Origin of the sequence: Pseudomonas sp. LG1D9 (assembly GCF_002949995.1) — a bacterium.
Taxonomy (GTDB): Bacteria; Pseudomonadota; Gammaproteobacteria; order Pseudomonadales; family Pseudomonadaceae; genus Aquipseudomonas; species Aquipseudomonas proteolytica.
In genome coordinates, this window is record NZ_CP026881.1 from 2,681,241 (window position 1) to 2,701,947 (window position 20,707).

General features: G+C 61.5%; 20 protein-coding genes. 9 read left to right on the plus strand and 11 right to left on the minus strand.

What is annotated here, in order from left to right; all coding sequences use genetic code 11:
* Positions 1-53: 53 nt before the first annotated feature.
* The gene (locus C5F71_RS12940; protein ID WP_029290199.1) at positions 54-773 is read right to left on the minus strand and encodes a response regulator transcription factor; all 720 of its coding nucleotides are present in this window, start codon (positions 771-773) and stop codon (positions 54-56) included.
* Positions 774-790: 17 nt separating this feature from the next.
* Here C5F71_RS12940 and C5F71_RS28905 point away from each other — a divergent pair, with 17 nt between their 5' ends.
* From C5F71_RS28905 to C5F71_RS12955, 3 genes are all read left to right on the plus strand, one after another.
* The gene (locus C5F71_RS28905) at positions 791-1,243 is read left to right on the plus strand and encodes a hypothetical protein (protein ID WP_143007600.1); all 453 of its coding nucleotides are present in this window, start codon (positions 791-793) and stop codon (positions 1,241-1,243) included.
* A gap of 369 nt (positions 1,244-1,612) precedes the next feature.
* Positions 1,613-2,602, plus strand: coding sequence for a FecR domain-containing protein (locus tag C5F71_RS12950; protein WP_029290203.1), 990 nt, complete (start codon positions 1,613-1,615; stop codon positions 2,600-2,602).
* 18 nt (positions 2,603-2,620) lie between these two features.
* The gene (locus tag C5F71_RS12955; RefSeq protein ID WP_092232385.1) at positions 2,621-4,924 is read left to right on the plus strand and encodes a CHASE2 domain-containing protein; all 2,304 of its coding nucleotides are present in this window, start codon (positions 2,621-2,623) and stop codon (positions 4,922-4,924) included.
* A gap of 169 nt (positions 4,925-5,093) precedes the next feature.
* Here the strand turns inward: C5F71_RS12955 and C5F71_RS12960 are convergent, their stop codons facing one another.
* The 4 genes from C5F71_RS12960 to glyQ form a co-directional block, all read right to left on the minus strand.
* Positions 5,094-5,864 (minus strand): 1-acyl-sn-glycerol-3-phosphate acyltransferase, encoded by a 771-nt coding sequence (locus C5F71_RS12960; RefSeq protein ID WP_029290207.1) that lies wholly within the window; start codon positions 5,862-5,864, stop codon positions 5,094-5,096.
* Positions 5,865-5,946: 82 nt separating this feature from the next.
* Positions 5,947-6,486, minus strand: coding sequence for a D-glycero-beta-D-manno-heptose 1,7-bisphosphate 7-phosphatase (gene gmhB / locus C5F71_RS12965; RefSeq protein ID WP_169870889.1), 540 nt, complete (start codon positions 6,484-6,486; stop codon positions 5,947-5,949).
* Complete coding sequence (glyS, locus tag C5F71_RS12970; RefSeq protein WP_029290211.1) at positions 6,486-8,540, minus strand: glycine--tRNA ligase subunit beta; 2,055 nt, start codon at positions 8,538-8,540, stop codon at positions 6,486-6,488. Before glyS ends, gmhB begins: the two co-directional genes overlap by 1 nt.
* Positions 8,537-9,490 (minus strand): glycine--tRNA ligase subunit alpha, encoded by a 954-nt coding sequence (glyQ, locus tag C5F71_RS12975; protein WP_003213601.1) that lies wholly within the window; start codon positions 9,488-9,490, stop codon positions 8,537-8,539. Before glyQ ends, glyS begins: the two co-directional genes overlap by 4 nt.
* Positions 9,491-9,571: 81 nt before the next feature.
* Between glyQ and C5F71_RS12980 the strand changes: the two genes are divergently transcribed.
* On the plus strand, positions 9,572-10,129 hold the full coding sequence (locus C5F71_RS12980) for a DNA-3-methyladenine glycosylase I (protein WP_092232382.1): 558 nt from the start codon (positions 9,572-9,574) through the stop codon (positions 10,127-10,129).
* Between the two features lie 41 nt (positions 10,130-10,170).
* The gene (locus C5F71_RS12985) at positions 10,171-11,058 is read left to right on the plus strand and encodes a lysophospholipid acyltransferase (protein WP_070996605.1); all 888 of its coding nucleotides are present in this window, start codon (positions 10,171-10,173) and stop codon (positions 11,056-11,058) included.
* Positions 11,059-11,194: 136 nt separating this feature from the next.
* Here the strand turns inward: C5F71_RS12985 and C5F71_RS12990 are convergent, their stop codons facing one another.
* The 5 genes from C5F71_RS12990 to def are packed head-to-tail and all read right to left on the minus strand — an operon-like array spanning position 11,195 to position 15,746.
* Positions 11,195-11,506 carry a tetratricopeptide repeat protein gene (locus C5F71_RS12990; protein ID WP_104911260.1) on the minus strand — a complete coding sequence of 104 codons (312 nt, stop codon included), beginning with the start codon at positions 11,504-11,506 and terminating at the stop codon, positions 11,195-11,197.
* Between the two features lie 18 nt (positions 11,507-11,524).
* Complete coding sequence (trkA, locus tag C5F71_RS12995; RefSeq protein WP_029290222.1) at positions 11,525-12,898, minus strand: Trk system potassium transporter TrkA; 1,374 nt, start codon at positions 12,896-12,898, stop codon at positions 11,525-11,527.
* A gap of 23 nt (positions 12,899-12,921) precedes the next feature.
* Positions 12,922-14,232 carry a 16S rRNA (cytosine(967)-C(5))-methyltransferase RsmB gene (gene rsmB / locus C5F71_RS13000; RefSeq protein ID WP_029290224.1) on the minus strand — a complete coding sequence of 437 codons (1,311 nt, stop codon included), beginning with the start codon at positions 14,230-14,232 and terminating at the stop codon, positions 12,922-12,924.
* On the minus strand, positions 14,232-15,182 hold the full coding sequence (fmt, locus tag C5F71_RS13005) for a methionyl-tRNA formyltransferase (protein WP_104911261.1): 951 nt from the start codon (positions 15,180-15,182) through the stop codon (positions 14,232-14,234). Before fmt ends, rsmB begins: the two co-directional genes overlap by 1 nt.
* Positions 15,183-15,239: 57 nt before the next feature.
* Positions 15,240-15,746: a peptide deformylase gene (def, locus tag C5F71_RS13010; RefSeq protein ID WP_029290229.1), complete on the minus strand. Its 507-nt coding sequence runs from the start codon at positions 15,744-15,746 to the stop codon at positions 15,240-15,242.
* A 265-nt stretch (positions 15,747-16,011) separates the two neighbouring features.
* On the opposite strand from def, the gene dprA reads away from it, so the two are divergent.
* Both dprA and C5F71_RS13020 read left to right on the plus strand, forming a co-directional pair.
* The gene (gene dprA / locus C5F71_RS13015; protein WP_029290231.1) at positions 16,012-17,106 is read left to right on the plus strand and encodes a DNA-processing protein DprA; all 1,095 of its coding nucleotides are present in this window, start codon (positions 16,012-16,014) and stop codon (positions 17,104-17,106) included.
* A 54-nt stretch (positions 17,107-17,160) separates the two neighbouring features.
* A complete protein-coding gene (locus tag C5F71_RS13020; protein WP_104911262.1) occupies positions 17,161-17,718 on the plus strand; it encodes an L-threonylcarbamoyladenylate synthase in 558 nt (185 codons plus the stop codon).
* A gap of 60 nt (positions 17,719-17,778) precedes the next feature.
* Here the strand turns inward: C5F71_RS13020 and C5F71_RS13025 are convergent, their stop codons facing one another.
* Entirely contained in the window at positions 17,779-18,756 is a 978-nt protein-coding gene (locus tag C5F71_RS13025) for a quinone oxidoreductase (protein WP_029290235.1), read from the minus strand.
* Between the two features lie 160 nt (positions 18,757-18,916).
* On the opposite strand from C5F71_RS13025, the gene hemF reads away from it, so the two are divergent.
* Both hemF and aroE read left to right on the plus strand, forming a co-directional pair.
* A complete protein-coding gene (gene hemF, locus C5F71_RS13030) occupies positions 18,917-19,849 on the plus strand; it encodes an oxygen-dependent coproporphyrinogen oxidase (RefSeq protein ID WP_104911263.1) in 933 nt (310 codons plus the stop codon).
* The gene (aroE, locus tag C5F71_RS13035) at positions 19,849-20,673 is read left to right on the plus strand and encodes a shikimate dehydrogenase (protein ID WP_104911264.1); all 825 of its coding nucleotides are present in this window, start codon (positions 19,849-19,851) and stop codon (positions 20,671-20,673) included. The genes hemF and aroE overlap by 1 nt, the downstream gene beginning before the upstream one ends.
* Positions 20,674-20,707: the final 34 nt, after the last annotated feature.

A 20,707-nucleotide genomic window follows, 5' to 3' on the forward strand; every position in this document is an offset into this window, starting at 1 on the left:
TAACGTTGGCCTTTTTTATTGCGCATTTTTAAATGCTCCACGTGGAACATCTGTTATGCCGTAGCGGCAGTCACGCTCTCCAAACGATAGCCGTAGCCGTAGATGGTCAGCAGCTGCCAGCCTCGTTCCGGCGTTAGTCCAAGCTTGTTTCGTAGGCGATAAATATGGGTATCCAAGGGCCGTGAAGACACCATTTCTTCATGGGTCCAGAACCGCTCATAGAGATATTCCCGTGACAGCGGCCGCGCCAGGTTGGCGAACAGGCAGCGCGCCAGGCGGTACTCCCTTTCGGTCAGGTTGATCGGATCACCGGCGCGGCTGACGGTCAGCTCGGCATCGTCGAAAGTCAGGTCGTTGAAAACCAGCACTTCCGAGGCGGCCGATTTCTGCAGACCGTGACGGCGCAGGACGGCACTGACCCGTGCCTTCAGCTCGTTGGGACGAAACGGCTTGCTGACATAGTCATCTGCACCGCTGTTCAGGGCCTGGACGATATCGCTCTCGGCGTCGCGGCTGGTAAGCATGATCACCGGAGGCGGCGCCTCCATGTGCTCACGGGTCCAGCGCAGGATCGCGATACCGCTCAGGTCCGGCAATTGCCAGTCGAGTACCAGCAAGTCGAAGGTTTCTCGGCGCAGTTGGCGCAGCAAGTCTTCGCCACGCTCGAAGCAATGCAGCGTCCATGGCTGCTCCGAGGCACTTGGGATTTGTCGCAGAGTCTGTTCCACCCGCCGCAATTCGGCAGGTTCGTCATCCAGTATCGCGACACGCATGGCAGGGTCCTTTCTTTTTGAAGAGTGTTGCAGCGGTTGAAGAGAACATTGGTTCGCCGTTGAATCTGAACAATTATGGCCAGTTTCTCAAGCTCCCTGCATCTCTCGGTACGCTGATATCAAATAGCCCTAAGGCCGTTAAACATCGCGTACCCAGCTGGAAAGATACCGGCTCAAGCCCCTCAGGAAAAGGATCAATGGCAATCAGGTTTTATGCGCTGTCGGGACAGGTGAGTCTTGTGCAGAAGGTCAGAGTGTGGGGAAAGATGTTAGTGCTGGTTGCGGCAACAGGTTTTGGCACGGAAATGGTGGATGCGTGTAGCCCGGCGCCGTCTGCCCCCCTTAAAGAAATGTCGGTGTATGCCGAATCGGTAGACGGCCTTGGTTACGCCGGACTCAGGGAAGTTGATGCACCCAATGCCTTTCAACACGGTAGCGTGCTTGACCAGGAGCAACGGTGGATCTTCTAAATCTGAACAAATGTTGCGCTGCGCCCCTGTGCACCACTCTTGTAGGTAAATTCTCTTTCGCTGAGTGACACATGGAGGGCGTGCGCGGGAAGCGCTCTCGATACACGGACGTATCATCTGTAGTCCGCGGTTCGCTACGGACTGCTGTCGGAGGGATGTGAGGGACAGTATTTCTTCGATGTACATCCGGTTCGGCCTCGTCGATCCGGCAGACACAGGGATGTGTCACCTTTCCGAGCACCTCATCCCTGCCACTACGGCTATCGAGTTCGATGCGTCATCGGGTATCGTAGGCGAGATTCAAGGTCCTGCCGCGGCAAGACGCTTTCTGAACGTACAGTCTGACGGACCTTTAGAACTAGAACCTTGATGAGCGCCATGACCCTCTTTCCTCGCCGCTATTCCCTTTCCTCTCTATTCGGTTCAAGCCTGGCCCTGGCGCTTGTGATCAACAGCCCACACGTTCTAGCCAAGCCTGCCCCTGTGCGTGCGCCCTACATAGATGACAACCTGATGTGCCGGGCACAGCCGCTGCCGGCAGTCGTGCAGCACCTGACCGGTGAAGCCTGGAAGCTCGATGCCAAGGGACGCCCCAGCGTGTTGGAAGAAGGCATGCTGATTGATGAGCAGGAAAGCGTAAAAACCTCGCCCTCGGCGTTTGTCAGCTTGTTGCTGGGTGACGGCTCGCGGGTTGTCCTGCCCTCCAGCTCCGAGGTGCGTCTGCACTTGGTGGAAGAACAGGCGATTCCCCAGGTGATCCTGCAACAAGGGCAAGTGGAAGCCTACGTACTCAAGCGCGCCAGTGACTATGACCGTTTTCAGATCGTGACCCCGGTGGGCGTACTTGGCGTGCGCGGGACGCACTTCCGTGTGCGTAACGACGATCAGCAATCGGTTGTCGAAGTGCTCAACGGCCAGGTGGCCGCCAGCCGCAGCGAGTCGCAACCGCTGGGTAAACAGCTCAAGAAAAAACCGCAGACGGGACCGGTGGACGGTGAGCTGAAGGTTGGCGCTCGACAAGGGTTGTTGCTCAAGACCCAGGGCGAGTTGAAGACGGTCGACTTATTGCCTGCTCCGCGCCTGATGGGCCAGGACGGCCAGAAAGGCGATGCGCCGGTCTGGACATTGATCCTGCACCCGCAACCGGGGGCCCAGCGCTACCGTGCGCAGGTGGCTACCGATAAAACCTTCATGAACATCAAGCAGGAAAACTTCTCCAGTGAACCGCGCTTGAGCTTCACTGGACTCAAGGCCTCGTTCTATCACGTGCGCGTGTCGGCCTTTGATGACCAGGGACTGGAAGGAGAAACAGGTGTTTATGACATCTTCTATTACCCACCTGCCACCCGTGTGCAGTAGCACCGCGGTGATGGGACGGTGAAGTGGTGGCGCCGGGCTGAACAACGTCAGCCGAGCCAGGCCCAGCGCCTGTTCAATGGGCTGGTCAGGGAATGGCTGTGGATCAGCCTGCTCCTGCTGCCGATGACGGCCTTGCTGTCCCTGAGCCCTGGCCTGTCCCTGAATAACCTGTTGTACGATAGCTTGCGGCGCATGGCGCCGTTGCAGGTGGACCCGCGCATCCTGTTGGTGAGCATTGATGACATGAGCCTCAGGGAGCTTGGCCAATGGCCTTGGTCGCGGCGTCTGCATGCCGACCTGATCGACCAATTGAGTGCCGCAAAACCTGCCGGGATCCTGCTCGATGTGATCTTCAGCGAACCGGCGCGCGAGCCGGCCAATGATCAGCGCCTGGCCCAGGCGATCTGCAAGGCCGGCAATGTGCTGCTGCCGTTGATTCGCGAAGGCACGCCGCGCTTGGGGCAACCCCTCACGCAAATCCTCCCCGTGCTGCCACTGCGCGACTGTGCCAGGGCGGTGGGTCATATCAACGTGGAGGCGGACAGCGACGGTATTGTGCGCAGCCTCTATTTGCGTGAAGGGCCGCCGGGGCAACTGGTCCCGCAGTTGGCGTGGCTGGCCTTCGAGCTGACCGGCCAACAGGCCGACATGCCGGGGCTGCCGGCGTCTTCTGAAACCAGTGATTGGCAACGGGACAATGCCATCCGCATTCCATTTATCGCCGCCGATAACGGCTTTCCCAGCGTGCCCTATGTCAGCGTGCTGCGCGGTGAAGTCCCGGCCCAACTGTTGCGCGATCGGATCATCCTGGTGGGAGCCACCGCGCCAGGCATGGGCGATCGCTACGTGACACCGCTTTCGGCCAGCGTTGGCACGACCCCAGGTGTCGAGATCCAGGCCAATATTCTCAACGGCCTGCTGCAAGGGCGCAGCATTACCGTGTTGCCTGGCTGGCTGGCCACGCTGCTGTCTACCTCGCTGGTGGCATTGCTGCTGGGCCTGCTGCTGTTGCGCCCGCGTTATGCCCTATGGCTGAGCCTGGGTTGTATGGTGGGTGCCCTCCTCGCTTCCTGGGGCTTGTTACGCCTGGGGCTCTGGTGGTCGCCAGCAGCCACGTTGGTCGGCATGTTGCTTGGCTACCTGATCTGGAACTGGCGTCGCCTGAGCGTAATCCTGGCCTATTTCGGCTGGGAGTTGGCGCGCCTCGACAGTGAGCCCAAGGTGCTGCCGGAACGCCGTCGTGCCGCCGTCAGCAAGGGCGACGTATTGCAGGGCCGTATCGTGGCCCTGGAGCAAGCGGTCAGCCGTACCCGCGACACCCGGCGTTTTATGGCCGACGGCCTGGAGTGCCTGCCGGTCGCTACGCTGATTACCGATCCCACGGGCGAAATCCTGCTGGCCAATCGCATCGCCCGGGATGTATTTGGCAACGAACTAATTACCGAGAACCTGCTACAGCAACTCAAGGCATTGGGCTATCCGCCCTTGCAAGGCGGGGTGAGCACGCCGCTGTCAGCCCTGGAAATCGTCGAGTTCCGCGACACCCAGCAACGCAGCCTGCGCCTGGAGTTGGCACCGTTGTTACCGGTCGACGGTGATGTGGCGTTGGGTTGGCTGCTGAGCCTGACTGACCTGAGTATCGAACGTGACGCCCAACAGCAACGTGAAACCTTGCTGCGCTTCCTCTCCCATGATCTGCGGGCGCCCCACTCGGCCATTCTGGCGTTGTTGGATGTGCAGCGACATGAGGCCTCTGACGTCTGGCAGGTATTTACCCAGATCGAACAGCAAGTGCGGCGGGCACTGAGTTTGACCGAGTCGTTCGTTCAATTGGCCAAGGCCGAGTCTGACGGCTACCAGTTTGAGCCCAGCCTGTTTGCCATGCTGGTGCTCGATGCGTTTGACCAGGTAGCGCTGCTGGCCCAACTGAAAAAGATCCAATTGGTCCACGACCTCGACGAGGCGGGTGAGGACATGGTCCTGGCGGATCAATCCCTACTGACCCGAGCCTTGTTCAACCTGATGGAGAATGCGATCAAGTACAGCCCATCCGGCACCACAGTGACGGTGCGACTCGAACGCAAAGGCCAATGGTTGGCCTGTCATATCCAGGACCAGGGGCCCGGCATCGCGGCCCAGGAGCTTCCCGAACTGTTCAGCCAATACCGACGTTTTGCTTCTGCCCAGGGCAGCGAAGGCCTTGGGTTGGGCCTGACCATGGTCAAGGCGGTCATGGACCGCCATGGGGGCCGGATCGAGTGTGCGAGTGAGGTCGGGCAAGGCACGGTTTTCAGCCTGCAGTTGCCGTTGTGGGAAGAGTAAACAGCTGTGCATAAAAAACCGGCCGCAAGGGCCGGTCTTCAACGGTCGAAAAAACTTATGCACGTTTTTCGGTGTTTTATTAGCTTAAGAAATATGTAATCAAATCATAAGCCTATAAGCCAAAAACTGCTTTTCGCCAACAAACCGTACACAGGTTATCCACAGAACGTCAGATCACCGCGCGGTCTTCGGCAACCGGCAGTGGCGGCAGCGAACCCATGGCCCGTTGCTGCGCTTCATTCCAGGCTGCAGCGCGGTCATTGAGCGCGGCAATTGCACGCGGTCCTTCCCCTTCGGCATACATCGGCTCGCCGATCACCACAGTGATGGTGCCCTTGCGCTTGGCCCAGCCTTCCTTGGGCCAGAACTTGCCGGCATTGTGGGCAATCGGCAGCACCGGCAGATTGGCGTTGACCGCCAGTGCCGTACCGCCCCGGGAGAACTTGCCGACTGTGCCAAAGGGAACGCGGGTGCCCTCAGGGAAGATCAGGACCCAAACGCCGTCCTTGAGCAGTTCGTCACCTTTCTTGGCCACATGCTTGAGCGCGGCCTTGGGGTTGTCGCGGTCGATGGCAATCGGGCGCAGCATGGCCATGGCCCAACCAAAGAACGGTACGAACAGCAACTCACGCTTGAGCACCTGGCTCAGGGGCGAGAAGTAGGCAGAAAGAAAAAACGTCTCCCAGGTGCTCTGGTGGTTCGACAGGATCACGCACGGCTGGTCCGGGACATTCTCGGCGCCCTTGACCTCGAAACGGATGCCCAGGAACACCTTGGTCAGCCACAACGCGCAGCGGCACCAATAGACGTTGATAAAGCGATAGCGCGCCTTGAATGGCAAAAAGGGCGCAATAAAAAAGCTCAGGGTGCACCAGAGAAACGAACTGGTGCCCAGCAGCAGGTAAAAGAAGAAGGTTCTGATGGCCTGCAAAATCGACATGGCAGCATTTACCGTTGCGGGACAACGCCCGCCTGTTAAAAGTGCACTCCCGAACAATCCTTGGTCAGGAAGTCGAGGGCGACTAGTTGTTGATAAGTTCTGCGGCAACCGCCGCCAGATCGTCAAAAATCAAGGTGCCTACCGGCAGGTTTTTCGCCTGGGTCTTTTCGCCTTTTCCGGTCTTTACCAAAACTGGCTGAGAGTCGACGGCTTTGGCCGCCTCCAGGTCACCGAGACTGTCCCCGACGAACCATATCCCAGCCAGGGGCACCTTGTAATGTTCTGAAATGATTTTCAACATGCCAGGCTTGGGTTTGCGGCAATCGCAGCCCTCGTCCGGCCCGTGGGGGCAATACACCACCAGCCCCACCTCACCGCCCTGCTCTGCCACCAACGTGCGCAAGCGCGCGTGCATGGCGTCCAGGGTGGCGATGTCGTAGTAGCCGCGGGCGATGCCGGACTGGTTGGTAGCAATGGCTACCGTCCAGCCGGCCTTGCTCAACTGCGCGATGGCCTCGATCGAGCCGGGCAGCGGGATCCACTCCTCTACCGACTTGATGTAAGCGTCGGAGTCGTAGTTGATCACCCCGTCCCGATCGAGAATCAGCAGTTTCAACATGATCAGCTCAGCGTCGAAATGTCAGCGATGTTGACGAACAAACCGCGCAGACGCGCCAGCATGGCGTAGCGGTTTTTCCGCACGCCAGCATCTTCGGCATTGATCATCACCGCTTCGAAGAACGCATCCACCGGCTCACGCAAGGTGGCCAGGCGCGCCAGTGCTTCGGCGTAGTTGCGCTCGGCGATCAGCGGTTTCACTGCGTTTTCTGCCTTGGCGATAGCCGAGTTCAGCGAGAACTCCTTGGCATCGGCAAACAGGCCAGGATCGACGTCGCCGGTGCCCAGGCCTTCGGCCTTGCTCAGCAGGTTCGACACACGTTTGTTCACGGCGGCCAGGGCATCGGCTTCCGGCAGCTTGCGGAAGGCTTGTACGGCCTGCACACGTTGGTCGAAGTCCAGTGCCGAACCCGGTTGCAGGGCACGCACCGACAGGTAGACGGAAACGTCCACGCCTTCGTCTTCGTAGCGCGCACGCAGGCGGTCGAACACGAACTCCAGCACTTGCTCGGCCAAACCGGCTTGCTTGACCTTGGCGCCGAACTGACCAACTGCAAACACCACGGCCTGGGTCAGGTCCAGGTCCAGCTTCTTGTCGATCAGGATGCGCAGCACGCCCAGGGCCGCACGGCGCAGGGCATACGGGTCTTTGCTGCCGGTGGGCAACATGCCGATACCGAAGATCCCCACCAGGGTGTCCAGCTTGTCAGCGATGGCTACGGCCGCGCCGGTCAGGGTGGTCGGCAGTTCGGCGCCAGCACCGCGTGGCATGTACTGCTCGTTCAAGGCCAGGGCGACGTCTTCAGGCTCGCCGTCATTGAGCGCGTAGTAGTAACCGGCAACACCTTGCATTTCCGGGAACTCGCCGACCATCTCGGTGGCCAGGTCGCATTTGCACAACAGGCCAGCGCGGGCGGCCAAGGCCGCATCGCCGCCAATACGTGGCGCGATGTAGGCCGCCAGCTTGGAAACCCGCACAGCCTTGTCGTAGACGCTGCCAAGTTTTTCTTGGAACACCACGTTCTGCAGGCGCAGGTTGAAGTCTTCGAGCTTCTGCTTCTTGTCTTGCTTGAAGAAGAACTCGGCATCGGTCAGGCGCGGGCGTACGACTTTTTCGTTACCGGCGATGATCTGCTGCGGGTCCTTGCTTTCGATGTTGGCCACGGTGATAAAGCGCGGCAGCAATTTGCCGTCCACATCCAGCAGGCAGAAGTACTTCTGGTTGTCCTGCATGGTGGTGATCAAGGCTTCTTGTGGCACATCGAGGAAGCGCTCTTCGAACGAGCACACCAGCGGCACCGGCCACTCGACCAGCGCGGTTACTTCGTCGAGCAGGCTTGGCGGCACGATGGCGGTGCCTTCCTGCAAACGAGCCAGCTCTTCGGTGCGCTTGCTGATCAGCTCGCGACGCTCGTTGGCATCCGCCAGCACATAGGCTGCACGCAGGTCTTCGAGGTAGCTGGCCGGCGAACCGATGCGCACGTTTTGCGGGTGGTGGAAGCGATGGCCACGGGAGTCGCGGCCGGCCTTCTGGGCGAGGATGGTGCAATCGATGACTTGATCACCGAGCAGCATTACCAACCATTGGGTCGGACGGACGAACTCTTCCTTGCGTGCACCCCAGCGCATGCGCTTGGGGATCGGCAGGTCGTTCAGGGAGTCTTCAACGATGGTCGGCAGCAGGCTGGCGGTCGGCTTGCCGGTGATGACCTGGCTGAAACGCAGTTTCGGGCCACTTTGGTCGATTTCGCTCAGCTCGACGCCGCACTTCTTGGCAAAACCCAGGGCGGCCTGGGTCGGGTTGCCTTCGGCATCGAAAGCGGCCTGGCGTGGCGGGCCGTCGAGGTTGATGTTGCGGTCCGGCTGCTGGGTTTGCAGCGCGGTCAGCAACACCGCCAGGCGACGTGGCGCGGCGTAGACCTTCTTGGCTTCAAACTTCAGGCCGGCAGTCTGCAGGCCTTTTTCGATACCGGCCAGAAATGCGTCGGCCAGGGTGTTGAGGGCCTTGGGTGGCAGCTCTTCGGTGCCCAGTTCAACCAGGAAATCTTGAGCACTCATTGTGCAGCCTCCAGCTTAGCCAACACTTCATCACGCAAATCCGGGGTGGCCATCGGGAAGCCCAGCTTGGCGCGAGCCAGCAGGTAGGCTTGGGCGACGGAACGCGCCAGGGTGCGTACACGCAGGATGTATTGCTGGCGCGCGGTTACCGAGATGGCACGGCGAGCGTCCAGCAGGTTGAAGGTATGGGATGCCTTCAGGACCATTTCATAGCTCGGCAACGGCAGCGGCTGATCCAGTTCGATCAGGCGCTTGGCTTCGCTTTCATAGAAGTCGAACAGTTCGAACAGCTTCTCGACGTTGGCGTGTTCGAAGTTGTAGGTCGACTGCTCCACTTCGTTCTGGTGGAACACATCGCCATAAGTCACTTTGCCGAACGGGCCGTCAGCCCATACCAGGTCGTAGACCGAGTCCACGCCCTGCAGGTACATGGCCAGGCGTTCCAGGCCGTAGGTGATCTCGCCGGTCACCGGGTAGCACTCGATGCCGCCCGCTTGCTGGAAGTAAGTGAACTGCGTCACTTCCATGCCGTTGAGCCAGACCTCCCAGCCCAGGCCCCAGGCGCCCAGGGTTGGCGACTCCCAGTTGTCTTCGACGAAACGGATATCGTGGACCAGCGGGTCCAGGCCGACATGTTTCAGCGAGCCCAGGTACAGCTCCTGGAAGTTGTCCGGGTTTGGCTTGAGGACGACCTGGAACTGATAGTAGTGCTGCAGGCGGTTGGGGTTTTCGCCGTAGCGGCCGTCAGTCGGGCGACGACTGGGCTGCACATAAGCGGCGTTCCAGGTTTCCGGGCCGATGGCCCGCAGGAATGTTGCGGTGTGGAAAGTGCCGGCGCCTACTTCCATATCGTAGGGCTGAAGTACCACACAACCTTGCTCGGCCCAGTATTGCTGGAGGGCGAGGATCAAGTCTTGGAAGGTACGCACGGCTGGCGTAGGCTGGCTCACAAAATTCACCTGTTACTTGGGCTGCGATTTAAAGGGCGGCAGTATACCCGATTCGGCCTTGCCACCACTCCCTGGAGCCTTATGCCACGCTGCTTTTGGTGTTCTGAAGATCCGCTGTACATGGCTTATCACGATCAGGAGTGGGGAACGCCGCTGCGCGATGCGCAGGGTTTGTTCGAGTTGCTTTTGCTCGAAGGGTTCCAGGCGGGCCTGTCCTGGATCACCGTTTTACGCAAACGCGAGCATTATCGAAAGGTCTTGTTCGGTTTTGATCCCCAGCGCCTGGCGCAGTTGAGTGATGCCGAGATCGAGCAGTTGATGCTCGACCCAGGCATCGTGCGCAACCGCTTGAAACTCAATGCCACCCGGCGCAATGCCGCCGCCTGGCTGGCGCTGGAGGACCCGGTGGGGTTGCTCTGGGGGTTTGTCGGCGGCGCGCCCAAGGTCAATCATTTCAAGGATCGCAGCCAGGTTCCGGCGATTACGCCAGAGGCCGAAGCCATGAGCAAAGCGCTCAAGAAAGCCGGCTTCACGTTCGTCGGGCCGACCATCTGCTATGCGTTCATGCAGGCCTCGGGCATGGTCATGGACCACACTCAGGATTGCGACCGTTACGCGGACTTGGTCAACGCCGGGTAGAATGGCGCACTTTGCGCACCGCACAACATCAGGAGTGACCTGTGGAAAAGTTAAAAGGCGCCTTGCTGGTAGGCGCTCTGCGATTGTTTGCCCTGCTGCCCTGGCGCGCCGTCCAGGCGGTGGGTACGGCCATTGGCTGGATCATGTGGAAAACCCCCAACCGCTCCCGCGATACGGTGCGGATCAACCTCTCCAAGTGCTTCCCGGACATGGACCCGATCGAGCGTGAGCGCCTGGTCGGCCAAAGCCTGATGGATATCGGCAAGTCCCTGACCGAAAGCGCCTGCGCCTGGATCTGGCCGGCCCAGCGTTCCATCGACCTGGTGCGCGAAGTCGAAGGCCTGGAAGTGCTGCAGCAAGCCCTGGCCTCAGGCAAAGGCGTGGTAGGCATCACCAGCCACCTGGGCAACTGGGAAGTGTTGAACCACTTCTATTGCAGCCAGTGCAAACCGATCATTTTCTACCGCCCGCCCAAGCTCAAGGCGGTGGATGACCTGCTGCGCAAGCAACGCGTGCAGTTGGGCAACCGGGTGGCGGCCTCCACCAAAGAAGGCATCCTCAGTGTCATCAAGGAAGTGCGCAAGGGCGGCCAAGTGGGGATTCCCGCTGACCCGGAGCCGGCAGAGTCGGCCGGGATCTTCGTGCCGTTCTTCGCCACCCAGGCACTGACCAGCAAGTTCGTGCCGAACATGCTCGCCGGTCACAAGGCGGTCGGGGTATTCCTGCATGCCCTGCGGCTGCCGGATGGCTCGGGCTACAAAGTGATTTTGGAAGCGGCGCCGGAAGATATGTACAGCACCGACACGGCCACGTCCTGCGCGGCGATGAGCAAGGTGGTGGAGCGTTATGTGGGCGCTTACCCGAGCCAGTACATGTGGAGCATGAAGCGCTTCAAGAAACGCCCGCCGGGTGAGGCGCGGTGGTACTGATTCGCGACTGATTCAAGGTCGATGCGAAACCAATGTGGGAGCGGGCTTGCTCGCGAATGCGGTGTATCAGCTACACATTCAGTGGCTGAGACTCCGCATTCGCGAGCAAGCCCGCTCCCACAGTTGTGATCTCCATTCAGGCTTGGCGGTCGAGTTTTTTCAGGAACACCGTCATCTCTTTTTCGGCCTGCTTGTCGCCATGGGCCTGGGCCGCTGCAATCCCCTGCTCCCACGCCTGCCGTGCCGCGTCTTTATCGCCCAGCGCAGCATGCGCCTTGCCCAACAGCTTCCACGCTGCTGAATACTTCGGATCAAAGCCGACGCACTTGCTTAAATGCTCGGCCGCCTTGGCGTTGTCTTTCAGGTCCAGATAACCCTTGCCCAAACCAAAGCGCAGCAGCGAGTTATCCACACCCTTGGCGAGCATGTTTTCCAGGGATTCGAGCATGTCGGTCTCTCCGTCAGATCAAAAAAAGCTCAACCCCACGTGGAACAGTTTCTCCACATCGCGGATATGTTTTTTATCCACCAGGAACAGAATCACATGGTCCCCCGTGGCGATCACCGTGTCGTCGTGGGCGATGATCACTTCTTCATCCCGAATGATCGCGCCAATGGTGGTGCCCGGTGGCAAGCCAATATCGCGGATCGCCCGGCCGATCACCTTGCTCGACTTGGAGTCACCGTGGGCAATCGCCTCGATGGCTTCCGCCGCGCCCCGGCGCAGTGAGTGCACGCTGACGATATCGCCGCGCCGCACGTGGGCCAGCAACGTGCCGATGGTGGCCAATTGCGGGCTGATGGCAATGTCGATGTCGCCGCCCTGGATCAGGTCCACATAGGCCGGGTTATTGATGATCGTCATGACCTTCTTCGCCCCCAGCCGCTTGGCCAGCAGCGACGACATGATATTGGCCTCGTCGTCGTTGGTCAGGGCCAGGAAGATATCGGCGTCGGCGATGTTCTCTTCCATCAGCAGGTCACGATCCGAAGCGCTGCCTTGCAGTACCACGGTGCTGTCGAGGGTGTCGGACAAATGCCGGCAGCGTGCCGGGCTCATCTCGATGATCTTCACCTGGTAGCGGCTTTCGATAGCCTCGGCCAGGCGCTCGCCGATCTGCCCGCCGCCGGCGATGACGATGCGTTTGTAGCTCTCATCGAGCCGGCGCATTTCGCTCATCACTGCACGAATGTTGGCCTTGGCGGCGATGAAGAACACTTCGTCGTCGGCTTCGATCACTGTGTCGCCCTGGGGCAGGATCGGCCGGTCGCGGCGGAAAATCGCGGCCACGCGGGTTTCCACATTCGGCATGTGTTCGCGCAGCTGACGCAGTTGCTGGCCCACCAGAGGCCCACCGTAGTAAGCCTTGACCGCCACCAGTTGCGCCTTGCCTTCGGCGAAGTCGATCACCTGCAGTGCGCCGGGGATTTCGATCAGGCGCTTGATGTAGTGGGTGACCACCTGCTCCGGGCTGATCAGCACGTCCACCGGAATCGCGTCGTTGTCGAACAGCCCGGCGCGGGTCAGGTAGGCCGCTTCACGCACTCGGGCGATCTTGGTCGGGGTGTGGAACAGGGTGTGGGCGACCTGGCAGGCGACCATATTGGTCTCGTCGCTATTGGTCACCGCCACCAGCATATCGGCGTCGTCGGCGCCGGCCTGGCGCAGCACGGTGGGGAACGAGGCACGGCCCTGGACCGTCCGGATATCCAGGCGATCCCCCAGGCCACGCAGGCGTTCGGCGTCGGTGTCGACCACGGTAATGTCGTTGGCTTCACTGGCCAAATGCTCGGCCAGCGTACCGCCGACCTGCCCTGCGCCAAGGATGATGATCTTCATCCGGTCACTCCCTTAAAAACCATTCAACCGCGTGCAGCGGCAATCTTGATCAGCTTGGCGTAATAGAAGCCGTCGTGCCCGCCTTCCTGCGCCAGTAGCTGGCGGCCATGGGGCTGCTTGATGCCGGCCGTGGTGGCAATGTCCAACTCCCGCGCGCCGCTGGTGCGGGCGAGGAAGGCTTGGATCACTTCGGTATTCTCGGTGGGCAAGGTCGAGCAGGTGGCGTAGAGCAGGATGCCACCGACTTCCAGTGTCGGCCACAGCGCGTCCAATAGCTCGCCTTGCAGCACAGCCAGGGCGGCGATGTCGTCGGGTTGGCGGGTCAGTTTGATATCCGGGTGGCGGCGGATCACCCCGGTGGCAGAGCACGGTGCGTCGAGCAGGATGCGCTGGAACGGTTTGCCATCCCACCAGGTGGCGGTGTCGCGACCGTCGGCGGCAATCAACTCAGCTTCCAGGCCCAGGCGTGCGAGGTTTTCGCGCACCCGCACCAGGCGCTTGGCTTCCAGATCCACGGCCACCACGCCGGCCAGGTTGGGCTGGACTTCCATGATGTGGCAGGTCTTGCCACCAGGCGCGCAGCAGGCGTCCAGCACCCGTTGGCCGGGCGCCAGGTCGAGCAGGTCGGCGGCCAGTTGCGCGGCTTCGTCCTGCACGCTGATCCAGCCTTCGGCAAAGCCTGGCAGGCTGCGTACATCGCCAGCCGTTTCGAGGACGATACCGTCCTGGCTGTACACACAGGCGCTGGCGTTGATGCCGGCATCTGCCAGCAGCGTGAGATAGGCATCGCGGCTGTTGTGGCGGCGATTGACCCGCAGAATCATCGGCGGGTGCGCATTGTTGGCGGCGCAGATGGCTTCCCACTGCTGGGGCCAGAACGCCTTGAGGGATTTTTGCAGCCAGCGCGGGTGTGCGGTGCGCACTACCGGGTCGTGTTCCAGCTCGGCCAGCAATGCCTCGCTTTCGCGCTGGGCGCGGCGCAGCACGGCGTTGAGCAAGGCCTTGGCCCAGGGTTTTTTCAGCTTGTCGGCGCAGCCCACGGTTTCGCCGATGGCGGCGTGGGCCGGCACGCGGCTGTAGAGCAACTGGTAAAGCCCCACCAGCAGCAGCGCCTCGACGTCGGCATCGGCTGCCTTGAACGGCTTTTGCAGCAACTTGGCCGCGAGCGCCGATAGACGCGGCTGCCAGCGCGCGGTACCAAATGCCAGGTCCTGGGTGAAGCCGCGATCACGGTCTTCGACCTTATCCAGTTGCACCGGCAACGAGCTGTTCAGGGAAGCCTTGCCATTGAGCACGGCGGCCAGGGCCTTGGCGGCGGCCAAACGCGGGTTCATCAAGCGTCCACTCCGAGGATGATGCCGGGGGCAAATTTCTCACGACGGCTATTGAACAAATCGCTGAAGTTCAGCGCCTTGCCACCGGGTAATTGCAGACGGGTCAGACACAAGGCCTGCTCCCCGCAGGCTACCAACAGGCCTTCCTTGCTGGCACCGATGATTTCACCGGGGGCGCCGTGGCCTTCGGCCAGGTTGGCGGCGAGGACTTTCAAGGCTTCGCCATTGAGGGTGCTGTGGCAGATCGGCCATGGGTTGAACGCGCGTACCAGGCGTTCCAGCTCCACGGCCGGGCGGCTCCAGTCGATGCGCGCTTCGTCCTTGTTCAGCTTGTGGGCGTAGGTGGCGAGGCTGTCGTCCTGCACTTCGCCTTCCAAGGTGCCAGCCGCGAGGCCGGCAATGGCCTGGATCACCGCAGGCGGGCCCATCTCGGCCAGGCGGTCGTGCAGGCTGCCGCCGGTGTCTTGCGCGGTGATGGGCGTGGTGACCTTGAGCAGCATCGGCCCGGTGTCGAGGCCGGCCTCCATGCGCATCACCGTCACGCCGCTTTCGGCGTCACCGGCTTGCACCGCGCGCTGGATCGGCGCGGCACCGCGCCAGCGTGGCAGCAGCGAGGCGTGGCTGTTGATGCAACCCAGGCGCGGGATATCCAGCACGACTTGCGGGAGGATCAGGCCGTAGGCCACCACCACCAACAGGTCCGGCTTCAGCGCGGCCAGTTCAGCCTGGGCTTCGGCGTTGCGCAGGGTGGGCGGTTGCAGCACGACGATGCCGTGCTCCAGGGCCAGTTGCTTGACCGGGCTGGGCATCAGTTTTTGCCCACGGCCGGCCGGGCGATCCGGCTGGGTGTACACCGCGACGATTTCATAAGGGCTGGCAAGCAGGGCCTTGAGGTGTTCGGCGGCAAATTCGGGGGTGCCGGCAAAAACGATGCGCAGTGGCTCGGTCATGGGAAACGTCTCACAAAAGAAAAAGGCTTGCCGGAGCAAGCCTTTGGAAGAAGGGAATCAAGCTTGCTGGCGATGCTTCTTTTCCAGTTTCTTCTTGATCCGGTCGCGTTTGAGCGTGGACAGGTAATCGACGAACAGCTTGCCGTTGAGGTGGTCGCACTCGTGCTGGATACACACGGCCAGCAGGCCTTCGGCAATCAGCTCGAAGGGCTTGCCGTCACGGTCCAGGGCCTTGATCTTGACGCGCAGCGGGCGCTCGACGTTCTCGTAGAACTCCGGCACCGACAGGCAGCCTTCCTGATACTCGCCCATCTCGTCGGTCAGCGGCTCGAACTCGGGGTTGATGTACACCATCGGTTCGCTGCGGTCTTCGGACAGGTCCATGACCACCACGCGCAGGTGCACATTGACCTGGGTCGCGGCGAGGCCGATGCCCGGGGCTTCATACATTGTTTCAAACATGTCATCGACCAACTGACGAACCTTGTCGTCCACTACGGCCACCGGTTTGGCGATAGTGCGCAGGCGCGAGTCCGGGAATTCGAGGATGTTCAAAATAGCCATAAGCGTAATTGCTGCACATGTGAGGTAAAGGCAAGTCGGCCTCGGGACAACCCGCACGACCGGTGTGAAACGCTCGCAGGCCGCGAAGGCCAAGGCATTTCACGCGAACCGACATAATAAAGGAGATTGCGCCCATGAGGAAATCGCTACTCGTCTTCAAAATGCAGTAGCCGGTTGGGCGGCGATGACCCGCTGCAATAATTAGCCTGCTACAGAAGTTACCAACAGAGTTATCCACAGCTTGTTCCTGATCAAGGATGATCATATGTCAGTAATCCATACCCCGGATATTTCCCCCGCCGAGCTGGAAGCCCGCCTGCGTTTGCATCGCATGCCGGAGCTCGGTCCCAGGCGTTTCAAGACATTGATCGAGGCCTTTGGCTGCGCCTCGAAAGCCCTCGGCGCGCCGGCCAGTGCCTGGCGTTCGCTGGGGTTGCCGGCGGCCTGTGCCGAAGCCCGGCGCAGCGTGCAAGTGCGCGATGGCGCCAGCGTCGCATTGGCCTGGCTAGAGCGTCCGGCCCAGCATTTGCTGATGTGGGACCAACCCGATTACCCAGCCTTGCTGGCCGAGCTGGATGATGCACCACCGTTGTTATTCGTGGCCGGCAGCCCCGCTATCCTGGAAAAACCGCAGTTGGCCATGGTCGGCAGCCGCCGCGCTTCCCGGCCCGGAATGGATACGGCGGCGGCCTTTTCCCGCAGCCTGGCAAGCGCCGGTTTTGTCATTACCAGCGGCTTGGCCCTGGGTATCGACGGGGCGGCCCACCAGGCAGCATTAGATGTCGGGGGTCAGACTATCGGCGTGCTGGGCACCGGCCTGGAAAATTTTTATCCACAGCGCCACCGCCAGCTCGCCGAGGCGATGATTGCCCAAGGCAGCGCGGTGGTTTCCGAGTTCCCGCTGGACGCCGGTCCCCAGGCCGGCAACTTCCCGCGGCGCAACCGTATTATCAGTGGCCTGTCCCTGGGGGTCCTGGTGGTGGAGGCCAGCGTTGCCAGCGGCTCGCTGATCACCGCGCGGCTGGCCGCCGAACAGGGGCGCGAGGTGTATGCAATACCGGGGTCGATTCATCATCCTGGCGCCAGGGGCTGTCACCAACTGATCCGCGACGGGGCGGTGCTGGTGGAAACCATCGAACACATCCTTGAAGGGTTGCGCGGTTGGCAGGCGTTATCGCGGCCCGCGCCGGTGGCGGTAACCCACCCACTGGTGGCGCTGTTGCATGCGGCGCCCCAGACCAGTGAAGGCTTGGCCATCGCCAGCGGGCAGAGCCTGTGCCAGGTGCTGGCGAGCCTCACCGAACTGGAGCTGGAGGGTCGGGTGATCTGCGAAAGCGGTCGTTGGTTTGCACGCAGTTAGGTTTTGTAACGAACATCGGTAAACTGCGCAGAGCTTTAGTCCGGAGAGTGAGTAATGGTCAACAGGTGGCGTGTGCAAGAGGCCGCACGAGATATTCGCGCAGGCGCGGTGATTGCCTATCCGACCGAGGCCGTCTGGGGCCTGGGCTGCGACCCTTGGAACGAGGAAGCGGTGGATCGCTTGCTGGCGATCAAGGGCCGGTCGGTGGATAAGGGGCTGATCCTGGTCGCCGACAATATCCGGCAATTCGACTTTCTGTTCGAAGACTTCCCCGACACCTGGATCGACCGCATGGCCAGTACCTGGCCGGGGCCCAATACCTGGCTGGTGCCCCATCAGGACCTGCTGCCTGAATGGGTTACTGGTAAGCACGACACCGTGGCATTGCGGGTCAGCGATCATCCGCTGGTGCGCGATTTGTGTTCACTGGTGGGGCCATTGATCTCCACCTCTGCCAACCCACAAGGCCGGCCGGCCGCGCGCTCGCGGATCCGGGTGGAGCAGTATTTCCGTGGTCAGGTGGACCGGGTGCTGGGTGGCAGCCTGGGTGGGCGCAAGAACCCGAGCTTGATTCGGGATCTGGCCACGGGTGAGGTTCGGCGCCCGTCTTGAGACCGTGGTACTGCCATCGCGGGCTTGCCCGCGATGGCAGCATTCCAAGCAGCCGAAATGTTACGGCAGCAAAATGGTCGACCCAGTCGTCCGTCGCCCCGACAACTCCTCCTGCGCCTTCGCCGCTTCCGCCAACGAGTAACGCTGGTTGATATCAATCCGTACCTTGCCGCTTTCGATCATGGCAAACAGGTCGTCGGCCATGGCCTGCAGGTTCTGCGGATTGTTGGCGTAGGTCGCCAGTGTCGGCCGGGTCACGTACAGCGAGCCTTTCGCCGCCAGAATCCCCAGGTTCACCCCGTCCACCGCACCTGACGCATTACCGAAACTCACCAGCAGGCCCCGGGGCGCGACGCTGTCCAGCGAGGCGAGCCAGGTGTCTTTGCCGACGCCGTCGTACACCACCGGGCATTTCTTGCCGTCGGTCAGTTCCAGTACGCGCTGTGGGACGTTTTCCTTGCTGTAGTCGATGGTTTCCCAGGCGCCGAGGGATTTGGCCAGGGCGGCTTTTTCCGGCGAACTGACCGTACCGATCAACTTCACACCCAGGGCTTTGGCCCATTGGCAGGCCAGGGAGCCGACGCCACCGGCAGCGGCGTGGAACAGGATGGTTTCACCGCCTTTCAATTCATAGGTCTGGCGCAACAGGTACTGCACGGTCAGGCCTTTGAGCATGGCCCCAGCAGCCTGTTCGAAGCTGATCCCATCCGGCAGATGCACCAGGTTGGCGGCCGGCAGCACGTGCAGTTCGCTGTAGGCACCCAGCGGGCCGCTGCCATAGGCCACGCGGTCGCCGACCTTGAACTGGCTGACTTCGCTGCCCACCGCATCCACCACCCCAGCGCCTTCCGCGCCCAGGCCCGAGGGCAAGGCCGGCGGTGCATACAGGCCACTGCGGTAATAGGTATCGATAAAATTCAGGCCAATGGCCTGGTTACGCACACGTACCTGTTGCGGGCCCGGTTCTGCCGGCGTGTAGTCCACATACTCAAGTACTTCGGGGCCGCCATGGGCGCTGAACTGGATACGTTTGGCCATCTGCTCTGTCCTCAAGTCTGTTTCGCGAAAGGCTCCTATCGGACTCCTATGCTTGATCTTCGTCAACTGTGGCAGCGCCCGGCGCGGTGGTATCCTGTGCGCCCCTTTGCCGCCGACGCCCAATGGCCTCGCGTAGCTTTGCCCGATTCAAGGTGATGCCATGACTACTCGCACCGAGGCTGTAAAAGCCTACCTGCTCGACCTGCAAGACCGCATTTGCAGTGCCCTGGAAACCTTCGAGGCGGATACGCGCTTTATCGAAGATGCCTGGACCCGCCCAGCCGGTGGCGGTGGCCGCACGCGGGTGATTGAGAACGGGGCAGTGATCGAGAAAGGCGGCGTCAACTTTTCCCATGTTTTCGGCAGCGGCCTGCCACCGTCCGCCAGTGCCCACCGTCCGGAACTTGCCGGTCGTGGTTTTGAAGCCCTTGGCGTGTCACTGGTGATCCACCCGCATAACCCCCATGTGCCGACTTCCCACGCCAATGTGCGATTTTTCATCGCCGAGAAAGAAGGCGAAGAGGCTGTCTGGTGGTTCGGTGGTGGCTTCGACCTGACGCCCTACTACGGCAACGAAGAAGACTGCATCCATTGGCACCGTGTGGCCGAGCAGGCCTGCGCGCCGTTTGGCGCAGACGTTTACCCGCGCTACAAGGCCTGGTGCGACAGCTACTTCCACATCAAGCATCGCAACGAGCCCCGCGGGATCGGCGGCCTGTTCTTCGATGACTTGAACGAGTGGGACTTCGACACCTGCTTCGCCTTTATGCGCGCCATTGGCGATGCCTACATCGACGCCTACCTGCCCATCGTCCAGCGTCGCCAGGCGCTGGCCTATACCGAGCAGCAACGCCAGTTCCAGGAGTTGCGCCGTGGGCGCTACGTGGAGTTCAACCTGGTGTACGACCGTGGCACGCTGTTTGGCCTGCAATCGGGCGGGCGCACCGAGTCGATCCTGATGTCGCTGCCACCGCAAGTGCGCTGGAGCTATGACTGGAAGCCTACCGCCGGCAGCGAAGAAGCACGTTTGACCGATTATTTCCTGCAAGACCGTGACTGGCTCGGCCTTGCTGCGCCCCAGGTGGCCAGCTGATGGATCGTTATGTGGTGTTCGGCAACCCCATCGGCCACAGCAAGTCGCCGTTGATTCATCGCCTGTTTGCCGAGCAGACGGGCGAGGCGCTGGACTACAGCACGTTGCTGGCGCCGCTTGAGGATTTCACCGGCTGTGCCCGGGAGTTTTTCCTGCATGGGCGCGGCGCCAACGTCACCGTGCCGTTCAAGGAAGAGGCCTATCGCCTGGCCAGCGCCCTGACCGAGCGCGCGCAACGCGCAGGCGCGGTGAACACCCTGAGCAAGCTGGCCGACGGCAGCCTGTTGGGTGATAACACCGACGGTGCTGGTCTGGTGCGCGACCTGACCGTCAACGCCGGCTTGAGCCTGGCGGGCAAGCGCATCCTGCTGCTCGGTGCCGGTGGTGCGGTGCGTGGGGCCTTGGAGCCGCTGCTGGCGCAACAGCCAGCCTCGCTGATCATCGCCAACCGCACCGTGGAAAAAGCCGAGTTGCTGGCCGAACTGTTCGATGACCTGGGGCCGGTATCTGCCAGTGGCTTCGATTGGCTGAGTGAGCCGGTGGACTTGATCATCAACGCCACCTCCGCAAGCCTGTCAGGCGATGTACCGCCGATTGCCAGCAGCCTGATCGATCCGGGCAAGACCTTTTGCTACGACATGATGTATGCCAAGGAACCGACGGCATTCTGCCGCTGGGCCACTGAACACGGCGCGGCAGTGGCGATGGATGGCCTGGGCATGTTGGTGGAGCAGGCCGCGGAAGCCTTCTACCTGTGGCGCGGCGTGCGCCCGGATTCGGCGCCGGTGCTGGCCGAGCTGCGGCGCCAGTTGGCAACCCAATGATTTCAGGCCACTGAAGATCAAATGTGGGAGCAGG

What these genes read in the sequence shown, in the direction of transcription:
- def (WP_029290229.1), bottom strand. Translation starts at nt 15,746, where the DNA reads ATGGCTATTTTGAACATCCTCGAATTCCCGGACTCGCGCCTGCGCACT.
- glyS (WP_029290211.1), bottom strand. Translation starts at nt 8,540, where the DNA reads ATGAGTGCTCAAGATTTCCTGGTTGAACTGGGCACCGAAGAGCTGCCA.
- rsmB (WP_029290224.1), bottom strand. Translation starts at nt 14,232, where the DNA reads ATGAACCCGCGTTTGGCCGCCGCCAAGGCCCTGGCCGCCGTGCTCAAT.
- aroE (WP_104911264.1), top strand. Translation starts at nt 19,849, where the DNA reads ATGGATCGTTATGTGGTGTTCGGCAACCCCATCGGCCACAGCAAGTCG.
- C5F71_RS13025 (WP_029290235.1), bottom strand. Translation starts at nt 18,756, where the DNA reads ATGGCCAAACGTATCCAGTTCAGCGCCCATGGCGGCCCCGAAGTACTT.
- C5F71_RS12990 (WP_104911260.1), bottom strand. Translation starts at nt 11,506, where the DNA reads ATGCTCGAATCCCTGGAAAACATGCTCGCCAAGGGTGTGGATAACTCG.
- dprA (WP_029290231.1), top strand. Translation starts at nt 16,012, where the DNA reads ATGTCAGTAATCCATACCCCGGATATTTCCCCCGCCGAGCTGGAAGCC.
- C5F71_RS12950 (WP_029290203.1), top strand. Translation starts at nt 1,613, where the DNA reads ATGAGCGCCATGACCCTCTTTCCTCGCCGCTATTCCCTTTCCTCTCTA.
- hemF (WP_104911263.1), top strand. Translation starts at nt 18,917, where the DNA reads ATGACTACTCGCACCGAGGCTGTAAAAGCCTACCTGCTCGACCTGCAA.
- C5F71_RS12960 (WP_029290207.1), bottom strand. Translation starts at nt 5,864, where the DNA reads ATGTCGATTTTGCAGGCCATCAGAACCTTCTTCTTTTACCTGCTGCTG.
- C5F71_RS13020 (WP_104911262.1), top strand. Translation starts at nt 17,161, where the DNA reads ATGGTCAACAGGTGGCGTGTGCAAGAGGCCGCACGAGATATTCGCGCA.
- fmt (WP_104911261.1), bottom strand. Translation starts at nt 15,182, where the DNA reads ATGACCGAGCCACTGCGCATCGTTTTTGCCGGCACCCCCGAATTTGCC.
- C5F71_RS12980 (WP_092232382.1), top strand. Translation starts at nt 9,572, where the DNA reads ATGCCACGCTGCTTTTGGTGTTCTGAAGATCCGCTGTACATGGCTTAT.
- trkA (WP_029290222.1), bottom strand. Translation starts at nt 12,898, where the DNA reads ATGAAGATCATCATCCTTGGCGCAGGGCAGGTCGGCGGTACGCTGGCC.
- C5F71_RS12940 (WP_029290199.1), bottom strand. Translation starts at nt 773, where the DNA reads ATGCGTGTCGCGATACTGGATGACGAACCTGCCGAATTGCGGCGGGTG.